The organism is Halopseudomonas xinjiangensis, assembly GCF_900104945.1.
In the GTDB taxonomy this organism is placed as follows: domain Bacteria; phylum Pseudomonadota; class Gammaproteobacteria; order Pseudomonadales; family Pseudomonadaceae; genus Halopseudomonas; species Halopseudomonas xinjiangensis.
This window is the reverse complement of the sequence record NZ_LT629736.1, coordinates 698308-716639: the sequence shown is the minus strand read 5'-3', so window position 1 is coordinate 716639 and position 18332 is coordinate 698308. Positions and strand designations below refer to the sequence as shown.

21 protein-coding genes are annotated in these 18332 nt (G+C 62.0%); 2 read left to right on the top strand and 19 right to left on the bottom strand.

All coding sequences use genetic code 11. From position 1 onward, the window contains the following. Positions 1-98: 98 nt before the first annotated feature. The 9 genes from ccmI to ccmA are packed head-to-tail and all read right to left on the bottom strand — an operon-like array spanning position 99 to position 7041. A complete protein-coding gene (gene ccmI / locus BLT85_RS03295) occupies positions 99-1334 on the bottom strand; it encodes a c-type cytochrome biogenesis protein CcmI (protein WP_093391807.1) in 1236 nt (411 codons plus the stop codon). After that, entirely contained in the window at positions 1327-1797 is a 471-nt protein-coding gene (locus BLT85_RS03290) for a cytochrome c-type biogenesis protein (protein ID WP_172829850.1), read from the bottom strand. Before BLT85_RS03290 ends, ccmI begins: the two co-directional genes overlap by 8 nt. Continuing rightward, positions 1797-2363 (bottom strand): DsbE family thiol:disulfide interchange protein, encoded by a 567-nt coding sequence (locus BLT85_RS03285; protein WP_093391805.1) that lies wholly within the window; start codon positions 2361-2363, stop codon positions 1797-1799. Before BLT85_RS03285 ends, BLT85_RS03290 begins: the two co-directional genes overlap by 1 nt. Continuing rightward, positions 2363-4333, bottom strand: a complete 1971-nt coding sequence (locus tag BLT85_RS03280) for a heme lyase CcmF/NrfE family subunit (protein WP_093391804.1) — start codon at positions 4331-4333, stop codon at positions 2363-2365. Before BLT85_RS03280 ends, BLT85_RS03285 begins: the two co-directional genes overlap by 1 nt. Before the next feature lie 10 nt (positions 4334-4343). Further along, a complete protein-coding gene (gene ccmE, locus BLT85_RS03275) occupies positions 4344-4805 on the bottom strand; it encodes a cytochrome c maturation protein CcmE (RefSeq protein WP_093391803.1) in 462 nt (153 codons plus the stop codon). Next, positions 4805-4972 (bottom strand): heme exporter protein CcmD, encoded by a 168-nt coding sequence (gene ccmD / locus BLT85_RS03270; protein WP_093391802.1) that lies wholly within the window; start codon positions 4970-4972, stop codon positions 4805-4807. Before ccmD ends, ccmE begins: the two co-directional genes overlap by 1 nt. Further along, positions 4969-5712: a heme ABC transporter permease gene (locus BLT85_RS03265; RefSeq protein WP_093391801.1), complete on the bottom strand. Its 744-nt coding sequence runs from the start codon at positions 5710-5712 to the stop codon at positions 4969-4971. Before BLT85_RS03265 ends, ccmD begins: the two co-directional genes overlap by 4 nt. Before the next feature lie 19 nt (positions 5713-5731). Further along, on the bottom strand, positions 5732-6403 hold the full coding sequence (gene ccmB / locus BLT85_RS03260; RefSeq protein ID WP_093391800.1) for a heme exporter protein CcmB: 672 nt from the start codon (positions 6401-6403) through the stop codon (positions 5732-5734). Beyond that, entirely contained in the window at positions 6403-7041 is a 639-nt protein-coding gene (ccmA, locus tag BLT85_RS03255) for a cytochrome c biogenesis heme-transporting ATPase CcmA (protein ID WP_093391799.1), read from the bottom strand. The genes ccmB and ccmA overlap by 1 nt, the downstream gene beginning before the upstream one ends. Before the next feature lie 152 nt (positions 7042-7193). On the opposite strand from ccmA, the gene fliK reads away from it, so the two are divergent. Next, positions 7194-8849 carry a flagellar hook-length control protein FliK gene (gene fliK, locus BLT85_RS03250; RefSeq protein WP_093391798.1) on the top strand — a complete coding sequence of 552 codons (1656 nt, stop codon included), beginning with the start codon at positions 7194-7196 and terminating at the stop codon, positions 8847-8849. After that, positions 8849-9145: an EscU/YscU/HrcU family type III secretion system export apparatus switch protein gene (locus BLT85_RS03245; RefSeq protein ID WP_093391797.1), complete on the top strand. Its 297-nt coding sequence runs from the start codon at positions 8849-8851 to the stop codon at positions 9143-9145. Before fliK ends, BLT85_RS03245 begins: the two co-directional genes overlap by 1 nt. A gap of 114 nt (positions 9146-9259) precedes the next feature. Here the strand turns inward: BLT85_RS03245 and BLT85_RS03240 are convergent, their stop codons facing one another. From BLT85_RS03240 to BLT85_RS03195, 10 genes are all read right to left on the bottom strand, one after another. After that, on the bottom strand, positions 9260-9661 hold the full coding sequence (locus BLT85_RS03240) for a DUF2802 domain-containing protein (RefSeq protein ID WP_093391796.1): 402 nt from the start codon (positions 9659-9661) through the stop codon (positions 9260-9262). Positions 9662-9665: 4 nt separating this feature from the next. Beyond that, positions 9666-10145, bottom strand: coding sequence for a chemotaxis protein CheW (locus BLT85_RS03235; RefSeq protein WP_093391795.1), 480 nt, complete (start codon positions 10143-10145; stop codon positions 9666-9668). 66 nt (positions 10146-10211) lie between these two features. Beyond that, positions 10212-11018 carry a CheW domain-containing protein gene (locus BLT85_RS03230; protein WP_093391794.1) on the bottom strand — a complete coding sequence of 269 codons (807 nt, stop codon included), beginning with the start codon at positions 11016-11018 and terminating at the stop codon, positions 10212-10214. Positions 11019-11103: 85 nt separating this feature from the next. Then, on the bottom strand, positions 11104-11898 hold the full coding sequence (locus BLT85_RS03225; protein WP_093391793.1) for a ParA family protein: 795 nt from the start codon (positions 11896-11898) through the stop codon (positions 11104-11106). A gap of 180 nt (positions 11899-12078) precedes the next feature. Next, the gene (gene motD, locus BLT85_RS03220; RefSeq protein WP_231701529.1) at positions 12079-12897 is read right to left on the bottom strand and encodes a flagellar motor protein MotD; all 819 of its coding nucleotides are present in this window, start codon (positions 12895-12897) and stop codon (positions 12079-12081) included. Positions 12898-12952: 55 nt separating this feature from the next. After that, complete coding sequence (locus tag BLT85_RS03215; protein ID WP_093391791.1) at positions 12953-13693, bottom strand: flagellar motor protein; 741 nt, start codon at positions 13691-13693, stop codon at positions 12953-12955. Then, complete coding sequence (locus BLT85_RS03210) at positions 13693-14811, bottom strand: protein-glutamate methylesterase/protein-glutamine glutaminase (RefSeq protein WP_093391790.1); 1119 nt, start codon at positions 14809-14811, stop codon at positions 13693-13695. Before BLT85_RS03210 ends, BLT85_RS03215 begins: the two co-directional genes overlap by 1 nt. A gap of 30 nt (positions 14812-14841) precedes the next feature. Next, the gene (locus tag BLT85_RS03205; protein ID WP_093391789.1) at positions 14842-17106 is read right to left on the bottom strand and encodes a chemotaxis protein CheA; all 2265 of its coding nucleotides are present in this window, start codon (positions 17104-17106) and stop codon (positions 14842-14844) included. Positions 17107-17118: 12 nt separating this feature from the next. Then, positions 17119-17913: a protein phosphatase CheZ gene (locus tag BLT85_RS03200; RefSeq protein ID WP_093391788.1), complete on the bottom strand. Its 795-nt coding sequence runs from the start codon at positions 17911-17913 to the stop codon at positions 17119-17121. Positions 17914-17928: 15 nt separating this feature from the next. Further along, entirely contained in the window at positions 17929-18306 is a 378-nt protein-coding gene (locus BLT85_RS03195; RefSeq protein WP_172829849.1) for a chemotaxis response regulator CheY, read from the bottom strand. Positions 18307-18332: the final 26 nt, after the last annotated feature.

Here is an 18332-nt window from a genome sequence, read left to right as displayed (position 1 = left end):
ACCGCGTCCAGCCGAGGGCCGACAGTCGGTTCCCTCAGCAGAAACCGACGTGACCAGATGCCTTATATGTGGGAAAGAGACTGGAAGCCGGCGTCGCCTCAGCGAACCGGCTGGTCGATGGTGACCGTTACCCTGCCTTCGGCACCTACTTCGGCTTCGGTCTGGCCTTGATGCGAGCCCTGCATGGGGTCGCCAGTCGGCGATACCCGAGCGATCAGTTGTACCTGCTGGCCTGCCCGCAGTTTGACCTCCGGCAACATCGCGTCGCTTGAGGTCAAGGTGACGTCGGCAGGAAGCTGATCCAGGGTGAAGCGGCGCGCGACCAGGGGCATGGGCGGACCGGACGGGTCCCGCGCAAAGACGAACACCACGGCCTGATCATTCAATTCTTCGGCAATTTCAGAACTGAGCTCGACACGTACCGCTATACCTGGTTCTTCGCCGGACTCCAAGGTCGAAGGTTCTCCCGAAGCTGACAGCTCTACACCTGGTTCGCCGGCAACCTCGCCCATGCGTTGGCGAGCTCGATCTATCCCGCCCTGGATCGCCTGCGCGCCCGGACTACCCGGTTGCATTCCGCCGAGCAGCGTCTGCCAATAACCAATGGCGCCGGAATAATCGCCTGCCTCGAATGCAGCGATGCCCAGCAAGCCGAGGGCTGTTGGCTCCCTGGGGTCGAGCTCCAGCGCTTTGTCCAGGGCCGCGACCGCTTCGTTGTCCAGTGTGTTGCCAGCCGCAAAAAACCGCGCCTGAGCCAACTGGGCCAACACTTCGGGCCGCTCGCCAAGGCGCTCGAGACTGTTGCCGAAGGCACGCGCAGCGTCGCCCGGCTGCTGGGCCGCCATGTAGGCGCGGCCCAGCATGAACCAGGCTTCGCCACTTTCCGGCTGTACGCTGGTCACGCGCTGCATCCGCTCGATCAACGCCTCGACGTTTTCCGGCGGCGGACTTTCCTGCAGGTCACGGTGCAAGGCCATGCCGGCGAAGTTTCCCCACACCAGATACAAGCCGACGACGACAACCGGCAGCAGTCCCGCGGAAACGATCAGCCATAATGGGTTTCCGCGGCGGGTCGCCCGCTGCTGGCTGTCCGCCCGTGCAGTATCCTCGAGCAGGAGACGGCTGGCTTCTTCCAGGGCCAGTTCGTGTTGCTCGGCACTCAGCACACCAGACTGTCGTTGAGCGTCCAGCTCGGCAACGCGCTCTTCGTATAACGCGACATTCAAGGCCGTGCGATCGACACGCTCCTGCCGGTGGTGTCGCCAGATAGGCCACAGAACCGCAACGACACCTGATACCACCAACAGCGCAGCAAACAGCCAAAAATCAGTCATTCGAACCCTTCTTGTCCAGCAAATCACGCAGCTGCTGCTGCTCGTCTTCGCTCAGATGGCGAGTCGGCGCACCGGGGACACGCCGACGCCGGCGTACCAGAACCAGCAGAACCGCTATCCCAACGACCAGAAACAGCACCGGCGCGAACCACAGCACCATGGTCTGACCGGTAAGACCCGGGCGATAACGGACGAAATCGCCGTAGCGCGAGACCATGAAGTCGATGATGGCCTCGTCGCTCTGGCCTTCCTGAAGCAGACGATGCACCTCGCGCCGCATGTCGGTAGCAATCGGTGCGTTGGAGTCGGCAATATTCTGGTTCTGGCATTTGGGGCAGCGCAGCTCGCCGCTGAGTTCGTAGAAACGCTGGCGCTGCGCCTCGGATTCGAATTCGTACGTATCGATCGCCGCGATCGCGAGCGCAGACACGACGAGCAGTGCAATGCCCAACAGGCAGCGCATCATGGCTGTTCACCATCGAGCAGCGCCTGGTAGCGCGGGCCCAGCTTGTTTTTCCACACGCGATCATCGATCACGCCGATGAACTTGTAACGGATGATCCCCTCGGCATCGATCAGATAGGTTTCCGGGGCGCCATACACGCCCAGGTCGATACCCAGCCGACCTTCGGTATCGGCGACGTCGAGCTGGTAGGGATCATGGAAGTCCTTCAGCCAGCTGCGAGCGGCTGCGCTGTCGTCCTTGTAGTTCACTCCGTGGATTACCACACCCTGCTCCGCCAGCCTGTTGAGCACGGGATGTTCAGCACGGCAGGCCACGCACCAGGTTGCCCAGACATTGACCAGCGCTGGCTGGCCCTTGAGGTCTTCTTCGGTGATGGTGGGTCCGTCCTCTTCCACGCTCGGCAGGCTGAACTCGGGGAACGGCTTGCCAATCAGCGGCGAGGGCAATTCGATGGACGAGCTGGCCGGCCCCTCCTGCTGGCTCTTGCTCCAGAGCGTGTGCAGAAAGAACCCCGCCAGCACCAGAAAGATGGCCAACGGTATCAACAGCAGAACCTTGCGCATCAGACCACCTCCCCCGCTACCGCCATTTCGGCCGACTGGCGCTGGCGGGCGCGCAACCGATAGCGCTTATCGCTTGCGCTGAGCAGACCGCCAAACATCATCAGCAGGCCGCCGCCCCACACCCAGCGCACGAATGGCTTGATATGGACGCGCATGGCCCAGGCATCACCATCCAGGCGTTCACCCAGGGCGACGAACAAATCGCGTGTGAACCCAGGGTGAATCGCCGCTTCGGTCATCAGCTGATTCTGGACCGTGTACAAGCGCTTTTCCGGCTCCATGATAGTGATCAGTGTGTCGCCTCGGTAAACGTTCACGATCGCCTTGTCCGAGACCCAGTTCGACCCTTCGCGGTGCGATGGGTGATCGTACTCGAATCGATAGCCACCCAGTTCGAGCGACTGTCCCGGCGCCATGCGCAAATCGCGCTGGTTGTCGAACAAGCTGGCCCCAACGATGCCGACAGCACAGGCGGCCAGGCCAATGTGGGCCAGCGTCATGCCCCAGTAACTGCGCGGCAATGCTCGCAGGCCGCGGGCCAGGCCCTTGTTGCGGGTCTTGTCGAGGATATCGCGCACACTCATGCCGACGACCCAGAACACCAGCAGCAACATGCTGCCGACGGCGAAGTAGTGGTCGCCAATCCAGATGGCCAGGCCGATCGCGCCGATGATCGACAGGATCGCTACCCATTTCACCTGGTTGAACAGCCACTTCACCGGGGTGTCCTTCCAGCGACTGACGATACCCACGCCCAGCGCCAGCATGAGCACCGACATCAGCGGCAAGAACAGTGAATTGAAGTAAGGCGGACCCACCGACACCAGCGTGCCGAAAGACGACATGATCAGAGGATAAAGGGTACCCAGCAGCACCATCAGCGCAGCGATCACCAGGATGATGTTGTTCACCAGCAGCAGCGTCTCGCGGGAATACAGGGCGAAACCGATCTGGCTTTTCACCACCGGAGCGCGCAGCGCATAAAGCAGCAGCGAGCCGCCGACAACCAGCAACAGGAAGCCGAGAATGAACACACCCCGCTCCGGATCGGTGGCGAACGCATGCACGGAGGTCAGCACGCCCGAGCGCACCAGGAAGGTGCCCAGCAGGCTCAGCGAGAACGCAGCAATCGCCAGCAGCACCGTCCAGCTCTTGAACACGCCGCGCTTCTCGGTGACGGCGAGCGAGTGAATCAGCGCGGTACCTACCAGCCAGGGCATGAACGAGGCGTTTTCCACCGGATCCCAGAACCACCAGCCGCCCCAGCCAAGCTCGTAATAGGCCCACCAGGAGCCGAGCACAATACCGATGGTCAGGAACGCCCAGGCGACGATGGTCCAAGGCCGCGACCAGCGCGCCCATGCCGCGTCCAGCCGGCCACCAAGCAAGGCAGCGATGGCAAAGGCGAAGGCGACGGAGAAGCCGACGTACCCCATGTACAGCATCGGTGGGTGGACGATCAGACCGAAGTCCTGCAGCAATGGGTTGAGATCGTTTCCATTGGCAGGGTAGTACGGCAACTGACGGTCGAACGGGTTGGAGGTCATCAGCATGAACAGCAGGAAGCCGACGCTGATCATGCCCATCACCGCCAATACACGGCTGAGCATTTCTTCCGGCAGGTCACGTGAGAATACGGTGACGGCGAAGGTCCAGACAGAGAGGATCAAGCCCCAGAGCAGCAGGGAGCCCTCATGTCCGCCCCATACCGCGCTGAGGCGGTAATACCAGGGCAGCGCCGAGTTCGAGTTGAGTGCCACGTAGGTGACGCTGAAATCGTTGACCAGGAACGCCTGGGTCAGGCAGATGAAGGCGAACAGCACGAACAGGCACTGCGCACGCGCCGCAGGCTGGGCGAAGCTCATCGCCAGTGTATCGCCACGCCAGGCGCCGTACAGCGGAACGGTGGCCTGCAATACCGCCAGCACCAACGCGATGATCAGGGCAATCTGTCCAAGCTCGGGAATCATGCGCTCTCTCTCAGTTCGGTGCCGCGGGGGCGTTTTCGACCTTGACGTGCTTGACCTTTTCCAGGGCCTGCGCCACCTCCGGTGGCATGTATTCCTCGTCGTGCTTGGCGAGCACTTCATCAGCCACCAGCACACGTTCTTCGTTCAGCCGACCCAGGGCGACGATGCCCTGACCTTCGCGAAACAGATCAGGCAGGATGCCGCTGTAGGCGATGATCACCTGCTCGTTGCCATCGGTGACTGCGAAGCGTACATCCAGGGTTTCCCTGGACCGTTCGACACTGCCCGCCACGACCATACCACCGGCGCGGATTCGCGCCTGCTCCGGCGCATGACCTGCTGCGATCTCGCTGGGTGTGTAAAACAGGTTGATGTTCTGCTGCAGAGCGCTCAGTGCCAGCGCCACCGCGATACCTACGCCTGCCAGCAACAGCAGGATGAGAGCCAGACGTTTCTTGCGTTGCGGATGCATCACGGATTCTCCCGGCGACGACGACGCGCCTCTTCGTTAACCAGACGCCGGTTGGCCAGCCACGGCTGGACCACATTCAGCGCAAGTACTGCAGCAGTGATGGCGTAGGCCGACCAGACATAGGGGCCGTGGCTACCCATCGCGAACATCTCTTCCAGACTGCTCATGCCAGTTTCTCCAGCGCTTCGCGTGCCCAGCGGGTCTTGCCTTCGCGACGCAGGGTCTCGACACGCATGCGCATCAGCAGGCTGACGGTGAACAGCGCATAGAAGCCGAGCACCATCAGCAACAATGGAAACCACATCTCGATCGGCATGGCCGGCTTTTCGGTGACCTTGAAGGTCGCTGGCTGGTGCAGCGTATTCCACCACTCCACCGAATACTTGATGATCGGAATATTCACGACCCCGACGATCGCCAGCACCGCGGTGGCCTTCGCCGAGGTGTCACGGCTACTGATCGCCTGGCCCAGTGCAATGATGCCGAAATACAGGAACAGCAGGATCAGCATCGAAGTCAGGCGCGCGTCCCACTCCCAGTAGGTTCCCCAGGTCGGCTTGCCCCAGATCGAGCCGGTGATCAGGGCGACGAAGGTCATCCAGGCGCCGATCGGGGCCGCGCACTTGAGCGCGACATCAGCCAGTTTCATGCGCCAGACCAGTCCTACGACGCCGGCCACAGCGAGCATGACGTAGCATGACTGAGCAACGAAGGCAGCCGGGACGTGAATGTAGATGATGCGAAAGCTGTTTCCCTGCTGGTAATCCATGGGGGCGAAGAACAACCCCCATACGGTGCCCACGGCCAGTAGCGCGGCAGCGGCAATGGCGACCCACGGCAACCAGCGCCCGCTGATGTCATAGAACCACTTGGGCGATCCCAGCTTGTGGAAGAAGCTCCAGTTCATCGCTTACTCACTCCAGCGTTCATTCACTCACTCCGATGCGCAGGCCGGCAGCGATGGCGACCGGAGCCAGACTCAACGACAGCACAGCCAGGCATCCCAGCCAGAGGGCGTATCCGGTAACCGGCATGCCTTGCAATGCCGCCTCGATGGCGCCGGTACCCAGAATCAGCACCGGAATGTACAGCGGCAGGATCAGCAGTGCCAGCAACAATCCGCCGCCCTTAAGCCCGACAGTGAGCGCAGCCCCGACCGCACCCAGCAGGCTCAGCACTGGCGTGCCCAGCAGCAGGGTCAGACAGAGCACCGGCAGAATGGACGCCGGCAAGGCGAGCATCAACCCCAGCAACGGCGCCAGGATGACCATGGCTACGCCCGATACCAACCAGTGGTGAAGTACTTTCACCAGCACCATCAGCGAGAGCGGATGCTCGGACAGCACCCATTGCTCCAGCGAACCGTCTTCGTAGTCACTGCGGAACAGCCCGTCCAGCGACAGCAGCGTGGCGAGCAGCGCCGCCACCCAGATAACCCCCGGCGCCATGCTGCGCAACATCGCCGGCTCCGGCCCGACCGCCAGCGGAAACAGACTGATGACGATGGCGAAGAACACCAGCGGATTGAGCAGATCACCGGGGCGCCGCCAGGCGAGGCGCCATTCACGGCAAAATAACAACCAGACGATCCGCTGCATCAGGCCAGCCGCTCCAGATCCAGTCGCCGCACACCGGACAGATGATCGAGGCTATGGTGGGTGGTCAGAATCACCACGCCGCCGCGTTCGGCGTGAGCCAGAACATGTGCCTCGAGCTCGGCGACACCGGTCTTGTCGATCGCAGTGAAGGGTTCGTCGAGAATCCAGACCGGGTGCGCCTGCAGGTACAGCCTTGCCAGCGCAACGCGGCGCTGCTGGCCGGCAGAAAGATTGTGACAGGGAACGTCCTCGAATCCGCGCAGGCCTACCTGTGCAAGCGCGCGCCAGATCGCCTCGCTCGAACACGGCTGGCTCAATGCACAGAGCCAGGCAAGATTTTCCTCGGCGGTGAGATTCGCCTTGACTGCCGGAGCGTGACCGATGAACAAGCGATCGCGCCGCCAGTTGTCGCGGCCTTCTCCGGCCAGTACCGAAGCCCCGCCGTAACGCAGCTCGCCGTCAGCCGGGGCCAACAGGCCGGCGAGGATACGCAACAGACTGGTCTTTCCGGATCCATTCGGGCCAGCCACCTGCAACACCTCACCGGCGCCAAGCTCGAAGGAGACGGAGCCAAACAGCTCCCGCTGGTCGCGCTCGCAGGCCAGGTTCTCGACTTCGATCGGCAGTGCTTTCACCATTGCTCCACAATGTGGCGGACCACCCCGGCAGGACGCGATAGACGATTCGCAGTGGCGAGCCGCTATACTCTCAGGGTCCGGCTTTCGACGGGTTGCCATTATACATACGGGCCCCGTGGCAAGGCTGCTGATTTATATCAACATGTGGCGATATGACCTCCGATTTTCGCTTGCCTCCAGCCGCCAGCACGCCTGGCTCCGCGTCCTCCGCGCGCCCTGCGGACGCCGCTGCGCTCGCCTTGCAGTTGCTGCGTCCGATTGACGCAGCGGTGCTTGCGCCCGGGCAATCGGCACCGGCCGAGGTGGTCCGCTCCACCGCCCAGGCCGGCCAGTTCGAGCTCCTGCTGAGAATCGCCCGCGGCAACGGGCTACCGCCGGCAGACGTCGCGGTGACCAGTCGACAGCCAGTCGCGGAAGGGACTCAACTTGTCGTTCAGGCGGTCAATCAGACGCGCCTGCTGGCCGTGCTCGCTGCCGGCGCCACGGTTGCCTCGGCAGAGGCTTCGCTACTTACCCGGCTGGATCCGTCACGCTTTCCGCCGGATGCGCAGTTGCAAGCTCGCATCCTCACCCAGCAGCCGCTGCTGCAACAGGGGGTCACCCAATACGCGGTAGTGGCCCGAATCATTGAGGGCCCATCAACCGGCGCATTGCTCAGCCTCCAGAGTGTGCGCCCCCTCGAGCCGGGCAGCGTCCTCACCGCTCAGGTGACCGAGCGCGGCGAATTGCGAGTGCCGGCGGTCGTCGAGCAGCAGCGTCAACTAGCCGTGACCCTGGGCCTGCGCGACAGCTTCCAGCGGCAGGCATCACCGGAGGCGCTCATGGCGCTGCTCGATCGGCTGGCCTCACCCGGACCGGGCCAGGCGCCGCAATCGCTTCAGCCAATCATCCGGCAAGTATTGATGCACGTTGCCAGCGTTGCCCAGCTGAGCAGCGAAGCCGGCGTGCAGCAGGCGGTCAAACAGAGCGGGCTGTTCCTGGAGAACAACCTCGCCATGTTGACGGAGGCATTGAAGGCGCGACCGGCTGGCAGTTCGCCCGGCTCCATGGGCGACGCGACGCAGACGGGTTCCGCCGCCCTACCGCTCAACAAGATCCTGCCCTTGCTAGCGACGCTGGCCACACCGCCTGGCGTCGAGCCCCTACCTGGCGCGGACATGAAAGCGACCCTCATTACCCTGTTGATGGTGCTGCAACAGCAGCTGCCGCCAGACAGCCTCAAGGCACTCGGTTTACCCACCGGGCCCTGGCAGCAGCAGGCAACCGCCAAACCCGGCTTGTTTCCCCTTCCCAGCCGTGCCTTGCAGGCACTAGGCGAAGCGAGCGACCTGGGCAGCTTGCTGCGTCTGACCGCTGCCCTGTTGTCGCGCATCCAGCATCAACAGTTTCAGAGTCTGGGGCAGAGTCAGACCTTCGCCGATGGCAGCAGCCAGACGGTGTGGCAGATGGATTTACCGCTACGAGACGGACAGCAGTTTTCACATGTGCAGGCTCGTATTCAGCGGGACGACCCCGCTCCGACGCGCAAGCAGCCCGAACCGACACCCAAATGGGAGGTGCGCCTGGCTTTCAATCTCGGCCCGCTGGGGGCATTGCAGAGCATTGCGCGACTGTATAAGGGACGGGTTAGCAGCGAATTCTGGACCGACCGTTCCGACACGCTGAGCCTGCTCGACCGCGAAGTAGGCGAACTGCGCGACAGGTTGCTGGCCAAGGGATTGGAAGTAGGTGAGATCAGTTGTCACCAAGGCACGCCCCCCGAGCCGCGGCAAGCGGTACAGCGACGCTGGGTCGACGAGGTCACCTGATGAGCGAAAAACGTGAGGCCATCGCGCTGCTCTACGACGGCGAGCAGGCACCAACCGTCACCGCCAAGGGCGAAGGCGACCTCGCTGAGCAGATCATCCAGCTGGCAATGGAATATGAAGTGCCGATCTACCAGAACGCCGACCTGGCAAAGATGCTGGCAAGAATGGAGCTTGGCGACCAGATTCCCGAAGAGCTCTACCGCACGATTGCCGAGATCATCGCCTTCGCCTGGTATTTGAAAGGTAAGGCACCGGTGGGGTTCATACCGCCCGATGACGATGCAATCGATGATTAATGCCGAGTCGCCGCCTCGCCCCAGAGCGGGCGGGGCCGCCCAGGACGACCGCGAAGAAGAATCTACGAAGCCCTTCGCTCCGCGCTGTAGGAGCCCCAGCTGGAAGGGTGCGGATCAAGGTTTGCGCGCGGCGTACATCTTCATCACCAGCTCTGCTTCGGCCTTCGAGAGGCCGCAGGACTGGGTCAGATCTTCGAGACTGGCACCCATGCCAACCAGGCGCGCGGCCTGATTGTAGGGCATCGACTGCGGGTCGTGTTGTTCGATGCGTTGCTGCTTGTCTTCCATTCGCCGGAGCTGTTCGCGCAGCGCAACGAGCTCCTCACCCATGCGGATGGTCCCCTGCTGGTAGCCGGCGATATCCCGCGTGAGGGTGTCGATCCGCTCGCGATGCGCCGCGTCCATTTCCGTCAGACGGCTACCCAGCCTACGACAGGCCAGCGCAAGCCCCACCAGGCCTGCTATCAGCAAGCCCAGTCCGAGGCCTAGCACCAGAACCAGCCAGGGCTGATCCATCCGATCAGAAGCCCTGCAGTTCGGCCCACTCATCCTCGTTCATCATCTTTTCAAGATCGACGAGGATAAGTAGTTCATTGTTCTTGTTGCATACGCCCTGGATGAATTTGGCAGACTCGTCGGTGCCCACGTTCGGCGCAGTCTCGATTTCCGACTGGCGGAGATACACCACCTCGGCGACGCTGTCGACCAGGATACCGATGACCTGCTTGTCGGCCTCGATGATCACGATCCGCGTGTTATCGGTAATCGGTGCCGGGCTCAGACCGAAGCGCTGACGGGTATCGATGACGGTGACGACATTGCCACGCAGGTTAATGATGCCGAGCACGTAAGCCGGCGCACCGGGGACCGGGGCGATCTCGCTATGGCGCAGCACTTCCTGAACCTGCATCACGTTGATGCCGTAGGTTTCGTTATCCAGGCGGAAGGTCACCCATTGCAGGATCGGATCTTCAGCGCTCTGTGCGGTATTGTCTTTCATACTATGGTTCCCGATCTTAGTTAAGCGACCCGGCCGCCTGCTGCACCGGGCTCAATTGTGTTCATCCTAATGCCGGCGCGGTGCCTTTGCCACCGGTTTACCGGCAGCGGGCCGTGGTGCCTGCAGTTCGTTCGCAGCACCGCTGACAATCAGCGTCGCCAACGCGGAAACGTCGAGCAGCGCGCACATATGTTCGATCACGGTACCGGCCAGCCAGGGCCGCTTGCCCTGCTGCGAGCGCCACTTGATCTGCTCCGGCGCAAGCCGGATCGACTTGCTTACTCCATGCACCGCCATCCCCCAGTCATAACCTTCCACGGAGATGACGAACTTCAATCCATCCTTGAGCTCGCTCTGGTAGCGCTCCGGCATCACCCAGCGCGCGGTATCCAGCACCTTCAGGTTGCCTGTCTGGGTCGGCAGAATACCCAGGAACCAATCCGGCTGGCCGAACAGCGGCGTGATCTCGCTCTCCAGCGTATGGATGGTCCCGAGCGACACCAGTGGTACCGCCAACGTCAGGCCACCGACGTCGAACAGCAATGCTTCGAACGGCTGCTCGCGCCACGCCGGGGTAGCCACAACCGCAGGAGGCGCTGGTGGCGGCTCGACTGCTAGCGGCTCAATGATGCGCGGAGCTACAGGCGCGACGACCTTTTCACGCACCGGTGCCGGGGGGACTATCCGCGCTTGCGTCGTTACCGCCTGGGCAACCGGCTCGGCGACAACGCTAGCCACCGCTTTCGCCTCGACTGCTACGGCCTCGGGCTCGGCGAACGCCAGCTCCAGGGCGGCGTCCTGCAACAACGCATCCAGATAGGACTGGATGGTCTGCTCGGGAATGTACTGCTGCAGTGAAACCGGCTTGTTCATGGGGTATTGCCACTTCGTATTGAGTTGGAGTGCGCGAGGTGGGCGCAGGGACGTAATCCTGTTATCGGCTGATGCTGCCGAAGCATTAGGCGACCTGTTCCTTGCCCGGCAGCGCTTGCGCCAGCAGGTATCGCACCAACGCACGATACGCGAGCACTCCGCGTGCGTTGGCTTCATGACGCGACGGTACCAGCCCGGCGAGACTGGCGTCACGCAGCTTGGTGTCGATCGGTATGTAGGCCTGCCAGAGATGATCCGCGTAATCGCGACGCAATACACGCAGGGTGCTTAGCGACGCCTGGGTGCGACGATCGAACAGGGTCGGCACGATGGTGTACGGCAACGCCTGTTTCCGTGATCGATTGACCATGTTCAGCGTATGAACCATGCGCTCGAGTCCCTTGAGCGCGAGAAACTCGGTCTGCACCGGAATGATCAGCTGCTCGCAGGCGGCCAGCGCGTTGATCATCGACACGCCAAGCAAAGGCGGACTGTCGATGATCACGAACTCGAAATCGTTCCACAGCTGCGCCAGGGCGCGTGAAATCACCAGGCCGAAACCGCCCTGGGCGGCCGATTGACGCTCCAGCGTGGCCAGCGAGGTGCTCGATGGCATCAGCTGGATGTTTTCATGCGATGTGTCCAGCAACAAAGCTGCGGCAAGCCCCTCGGGGACCTGCCCCTGATGCTGGAACAGATTGAAAACGCTTTTGGTGAGGGTGTCCGGGTCGTGGCCGAAGTAACTGGTCATGGAGCCGTGGGGATCGAGATCGACCACCAGCACACGTTGCCCCTGGTCCGCCAACAGGCCAGCCAGCGCCACTGCGCTCGTGGTTTTACCCACGCCACCCTTCTGATTGGATACGGCCCAGACTCTCATTCCATCCTCCAGAAGCGCGCTCTCCGCGCGCTTCAACTACGACGACTTGTTGACACTCGCTTCAGGGGAGCGCCATGAAAAAACCACACATTGCCGCGGCAAGGCTGATGCAGCGCCATGCGTCCAGCGTTCCTTCGGCAAGGAGGCTCAATTACGCAACCAGTGCAGAATCCGTGCCACCTAATTCGCCTCGGCCGTGCCGGTCGCATCGCGTGCGCGGCGCATATCGTCCACATTCTGCGCGCTAGCGGTGAACGGCTGGTGACGGTGGTCGAGAAACCGCGACACCAGCAATACCACCCGCCGGTTCGCCCGGCGGCCTGCCACAGTGGTGTTATCGGCCACCGGGCGAAATTCTCCATAGCCGACCGCTGCCAATCGACTCGGATCGACACCACCGTTGGCCAGCATTCGCACCACGGTCGCTGCCCGGGCAGCGGACAGCTCCCAGTTGGTTGGATACGCACGTGACTTGATGGGAATGTTGTCCGTGAACCCTTCGACGTGGATCGGGTTCTGGTAAGGCGAGAGGATGCCGGCGATACGGTCCAGCAGACCAAAAGCCGTATCGCTTGGCAGCGCATCCCCACTGGGGAAAAGCAAGCCGGAGTTGAGCTCGATTTCAATCCACAGCTCGTTACCGCGGATCTCCAGATCCCCGGCCTGGATCAGCTCGCCGAAGGCCGCCTGCATGGCCGCGGTGATGTCCTGCAACGGGTCGTTCGCCTCGCCTGCACTGGCGGTGCTTGCGCCCTCGGCGCCGTCCAGCTGACCGCTACCACTGGGCAGCTGATCGCCGATCGGAATGGGAGAAGTGGCTCTCTGCGGCTCGTTGAACACGCCGACCAAGGTATCGGACAGCACCTTGTACTTACCCTCGTTGACCGAGGAGATCGAATACATCACCACGAAAAAGGCGAACAACAACGTGATGAAATCGGCGTAGGACACCAGCCAGCGCTCGTGATTCTCGTGTTCCTGATGCTGACGACGGCGCATTAGCGCACCTCCCGCTTCGCTGCATTGGGCAAGGACAACGACATGCATTGCACCTCTAGTCCAGGAAGCCTTCGAGCTTCATCTCGATGGAACGAGGGTTTTCGCCCTCTGCAATCGACATCAACCCTTCGAGCAGCATCTCGCGATAGCAGGATTGCTGCATGACCACCGCCTTGAGCTTGTTGGCGACGGGCAACAGGAACAGGTTTGCCAGTGCCACGCCATAGATGGTCGCAACGAAAGCGACTGCGATGCCACGACCGAGCAAGGAGGGATCTGCCAGGTTGCCCATGACATGGATCAACCCCATTACCGCGCCAATGATGCCGATGGTAGGCGAGTAGCCGCCCATGCTCTCGAATACCTTCGCGGCAGCCAGATCATGGTTTTCGCGGGTGACCATATCCACTTCGAGAATACTGCGCAGAGCCTCAGGCTCGCTGCCATCGACAAGCAACTGCAGCCCTTTGCGAGCGAACGGATCCGCTTCGGTATCGGCTATGCTTTCCAGCCCCAGCAATCCTTCCTTGCGCGCTACGGTGCTCCAGTTGATCACCTGGGCAATGCCTTCGCGCAGGCGATTGGGCGGAGGCAGGATGATCCAGCGAAGAATCACCAGGGAACGTTTGAACACCGGCAAGGGCGTCTGAATGAACGCAGCTCCGAGCGTTCCGCCGATGACGATTACGGCAGCCGGCCCATTGAGCAGCGCGCCGGCGTGACCGCCTTCGAGATAGTTGCCACCGAGGATTGCAACAAAGGCGAGGATGACGCCGATGATGCTGAGGATGTCCATCAGCTGAGCTCTGACAGAAAGCGGCCGATGTCATCCAGGCTATAGACACCATCGGCCAGATTGGCCTTGGCTACCGCCATCGGCATGCCGTAGATAACGCAGCTGGCTTCGTCCTGAGCCCAGACGCAGCTACCGGCTTGCTTGAGCATACGCGCGCCCTCGCGGCCGTCCGCTCCCATACCGGTCAGCACGACGGCCAACACCTTGTCCTGGAAGGTTTTGGCAGCGGAGCCGAACGTCACGTCCACACAGGGCTTGTAGTTGAGTCGCTCGTCGCCCGGCAGAATCCGCACTACCCCGCGGCCATCGACCATCATCTGCTTGCCGCCCGGCGCCAACAGCGCCACGCCAGGGCGCAGCGTGTCGCCGTCCTCGGCTTCCTTGACGCTGATGCGGCAGAGCTTGTCGAGACGCTCGGCAAAGGCTTTGGTGAACGCGGCCGGCATGTGCTGCACAAGCAACAACGGAGCGGGAAAGTTCGCCGGAAGCTGGGTGAGCACCTTCTGCAGCGCAACCGGACCGCCCGTCGAGGTGCCGATCGCCACCAGCTTGTACTGACGCTTACGCGGCGGCGGACTATTGCCCGCCCTCGGCGCGGTGGGTGCAGGGGTTGCCTGACGGTCGAACAGACTGGTCGCGCCGCCTGCCCGGCTATTGACGGGCGATGACGGCGCGGTGGGGACCGAGTGGCTGGGTGCGCTCAGACCGAGCGACGTGCGGTTTGAACGTGCCAGCGCATGCACTCGCTCGCATAGCAGCTGACGGACCTTGTCCGGGTTGCGCGAAATGTCTTCGAAGTTTTTCGGCAGATAGTCGGCCGCGCCGGCGTCCAGTGCATCGAGACTGACCCGTGCGCCTTCGTATGTCAGAGAGGAAAACATCAACACCGGCGTCGGGCAGCGCTGCATGATCTGGCGCACTGCGGTGATGCCATCCATCACCGGCATCTCATAGTCCATGGTGACCACGTCCGGTCGCAGTGCCAGGGTCTGGTCGACCGCCTCCTGTCCATTGGACGCGGTGCCGACGACCTGGATCTGCTTGTCCCCGCCAAGGATTTCCGCGACCCGGCGGCGAAAGAAGCCCGAGTCGTCCACCACCAGAACCTTGACCGCCATCACTATCTCCTGAAAGCCTTTCGGCTGGCGTCAGCCGCGACGCGCGTAGCGCTTGAGCAGGCTGGGTATATCGAGGATGAGCGCGATGCGTCCATCACCGGTAATGGTGGCGCCGGACATCCCTGCCGTGCCTTGCAGCATGCGACCTAGCGGTTTGATCACCACTTCTTCCTGACCAACCAGCTGATCGACGACGAAGCCGACTCGCTGGGTACCCACCGATACGATCACCACGCTCGCTGCCGAGCGGTCGGTGGTGTCCTCTGCGCCGGCCATGAGCCAGCGCTTGAGATAAAACAGCGGCAATGCCTTGTCGCGGACAATGATCACTTCCTGGCCATCGACGACGTTGGTACGCGACAGATCCAGGCTGTAAATCTCGTTTACGCTGACCAGCGGCAGCGCAAAGGCCTGGTTGGCCAGCATCACCATCAGGGTCGGCATGATCGCCAGGGTCAGCGGCACCTTGATCGCGATGCGCGAGCCCTGGCCCTTGGTCGACTCGATATTGATCGTGCCGTTGAGCTGGGAGATCTTGGTCTTGACCACGTCCATGCCTACACCGCGGCCGGACACGTCGGAAATCTCGGTCTTGGTCGAGAAGCCCGGCGCCAGGATCAGGTTGAAGCACTCGGTGTCACTGAGACGTTCGGCGGCTTCCTTTTCCATCATGCCCTTCTCGACCGCCTTGGCGCGCAGGACCTCAGGATCCATGCCACGGCCATCGTCAGTGATGGTGAGCAGAATGTGATCGCCTTCCTGCTCGGCAGCCAGCACGACCTTGCCGGTACGCGGCTTGCCAGCCATCTCGCGCTCGTCAGGCGGCTCGATGCCATGGTCGACCGAGTTGCGCACCAAGTGCACCAGCGGATCGGCCAGCGCTTCGACGAGGTTCTTGTCCAGATCGGTTTCTTCGCCGATCAGCTCGAGATTGATCTCTTTCTTCAAGCTGCGAGCCAGATCCCGGACCACGCGCGGGAACCGACCGAATACCTTCTTGATCGGCTGCATGCGGGTCTTCATGACCGAGCTCTGCAGATCGGCGGTGACCACGTCGAGGTTGCTCACCGCCTTGTTGAGTTCTTCATCGCCACTGGCCACACCCAGGCGAACCAGACGGTTACGCACCAACACCAGCTCGCCGACCATGTTCATGATCTCGTCGAGCCGAGCGGTGTCGACACGGACCGTGGTCTCGGCTGCGTTGGCGTCGGCAGCAGGCGCAGGCGCAGCCGACTTGCCTGCGGAAACGGCAGACGCTTCAGCCTTTTGCGGCTCCGGCTTGGGCGCAGGTTTCGCCACGGCCTTGGCCGGTTGTTTGGCTACCGGCGCATCGGGCTTCGACGGCGCAACCTCTGCTTCGCCCGGTGCGGCGCCAGAGCCGTGCAACTGATCGAGCAACGCTTCGAATTCGTCGTCGGTGATATGGTCGTCTACGCCGCTTCGCTCACTCGCCGGTGCAGCGCCAGCCGTAGCCGCGGCGTTCGCAGCAATGACGCCAGGGGCCTGACCGTTGCCATGCAGTTGATCAAGCAGAGCCTCGAATTCATCGTCGGAAATGTTTTCGTCCGAACCCGCCGATGCGGGAGCGGCCGGGGTGGGCGCTTTGGGTGCGTCGGTCACGACCGGCGGCTTGCCCGTACCATGCAACTGATCGAGCAGCGCCTCGAATTCATCGTCGGTGATCTCGTCCCCGGAAGCAGCAACGGCGGGTTCGCCGGTCGCTGCAGAGACGGGACTGGCTGGGGTGGGAGCAGCAGGCTCACCACCATGCAGGGCATCGAGCAACTGTTCGAATTCGTCATCGGTGATGTCGCCGTCGGCATCGTCGCCTTCAGCTGCAACAGCTTCCAGCTCCATGGCCGGAACCGCCGCGACCACAGGCGATGCGATAATCTCTTCACCGGCGGGCTGTGCGAGGACAGACAAGGCCGCGAGCAGCTCCGGATCAGCCGGCGTCGGGTCTTCGCCTTCACGCACTTCGGCAAACATCCCGTTGACCGCATCCAGCGCCTGCAACACCACGTCCATCAGTTCCGAGGTGACCTGACGCTCACCCTTGCGAAGGATGTCGAAGACGTTCTCGGCGATATGGCAGCAGGCGACCAGAGCATCGAGCTGGAGGAATCCGGCCCCGCCCTTGACGGTATGGAAACCGCGAAAGATGGCGTTGAGCAGGTCCGTATCCTCGGGACGGTTTTCCAGCTCCACCAACTGCTCGGACAATAATTCGAGGATCTCTCCGGCTTCCACCAGGAAGTCCTGGAGGATCTCTTCATCCGCGTCGAAACTCATGCACCCACTCCCCTAGAAGCCAAGGCTGGACAGAAGATCATCAACTTCGTCTTGTCCAGAAACCACGTCTTCTCTTATATCGGCATGAATCTGCGGACCTTCACCCCTGTCCGAGGTTTTTTTCTCCTCACGCTTGGGCTCGGCATGATCGATACCCGCGAGGCGGTCGACCTGACCAGCCATACGCACCAGATTGACCAGGCTTTCCTCGACATCATGAACCAGCGCGGTGACACGCTTGATCACCTGTCCGGTGAGATCCTGATAATCCTGCGCGATGAGGATGTCGTTAAGATGCGAGGACACCTGTGCACTGGATTTCTCGGTCTTTTCGAGAAACTCGCCAATCCGCCTGTACAGGTCGCGGAATTCGGTGGCGGCCATTTCGCGGCGCTGCAGACGATCCCAGTCAGCCTTGAGCGCGGACGCTTCCTGACCAAGATCCGAGACGATAGGTGCGCTACTTTCCACCAGATCCATGGTGCGGTTGGCCGCCTTGTCGGTCAGCTTGACGACATAGTCGAGCCGATCGGACGCATCGGATATCTTTGACACTTCGCCGCTGTCACCCAGCGCGTGAGATGTGTCGATCTGGAAATTCACGATGGAGTTGTGCAGCGCACGAGTCAGTTGCCCGACTTCGTGGTAAAGCCCACGATCGCGCGCCTGATTGATGGCGTGGATGACGAGGATGGCTTCGCCGAACTGGCCTTTTTCGAGAAACTCGACCAGTTGCCGCGCGTTATCCTTGAGAGAGTGTTCAAATTCCTGAGCAGTCGCCTGGCCGGGATCCTTGCTTAAAGCCATAACCTGTACCCCGGATTACTTTGCCTGGACTCGCTCGAAAATCTTTTCGATCTTTTCCTTCAGCGCCTGCGCGGTGAACGGTTTGACCACATAGCCGTTCACGCCGGCTTGTGCGGCCTCGATGATCTGGTCGCGCTTGGCTTCGGCGGTAACCATCAGCACCGGAAGATGCTTGAGACGGTCGTCGGCGCGCACGGCCCGAAGCAGGTCGATGCCGCTCATGCCCGGCATGTTCCAGTCGGTAACCAGAAAGTCGAAACCACCGCTCTGCAGCATCGGCAAGGCGGTATTGCCATCATCGGCCTCGGCCGTGTTGGTGAACCCCAGGTCGCGCAGCAGGTTCTTGATAATACGTCTCATCGTCGAAAAATCATCAACGATGAGGATCTTCATGTTCTTGTCCAAGTCGACCTCCGTAC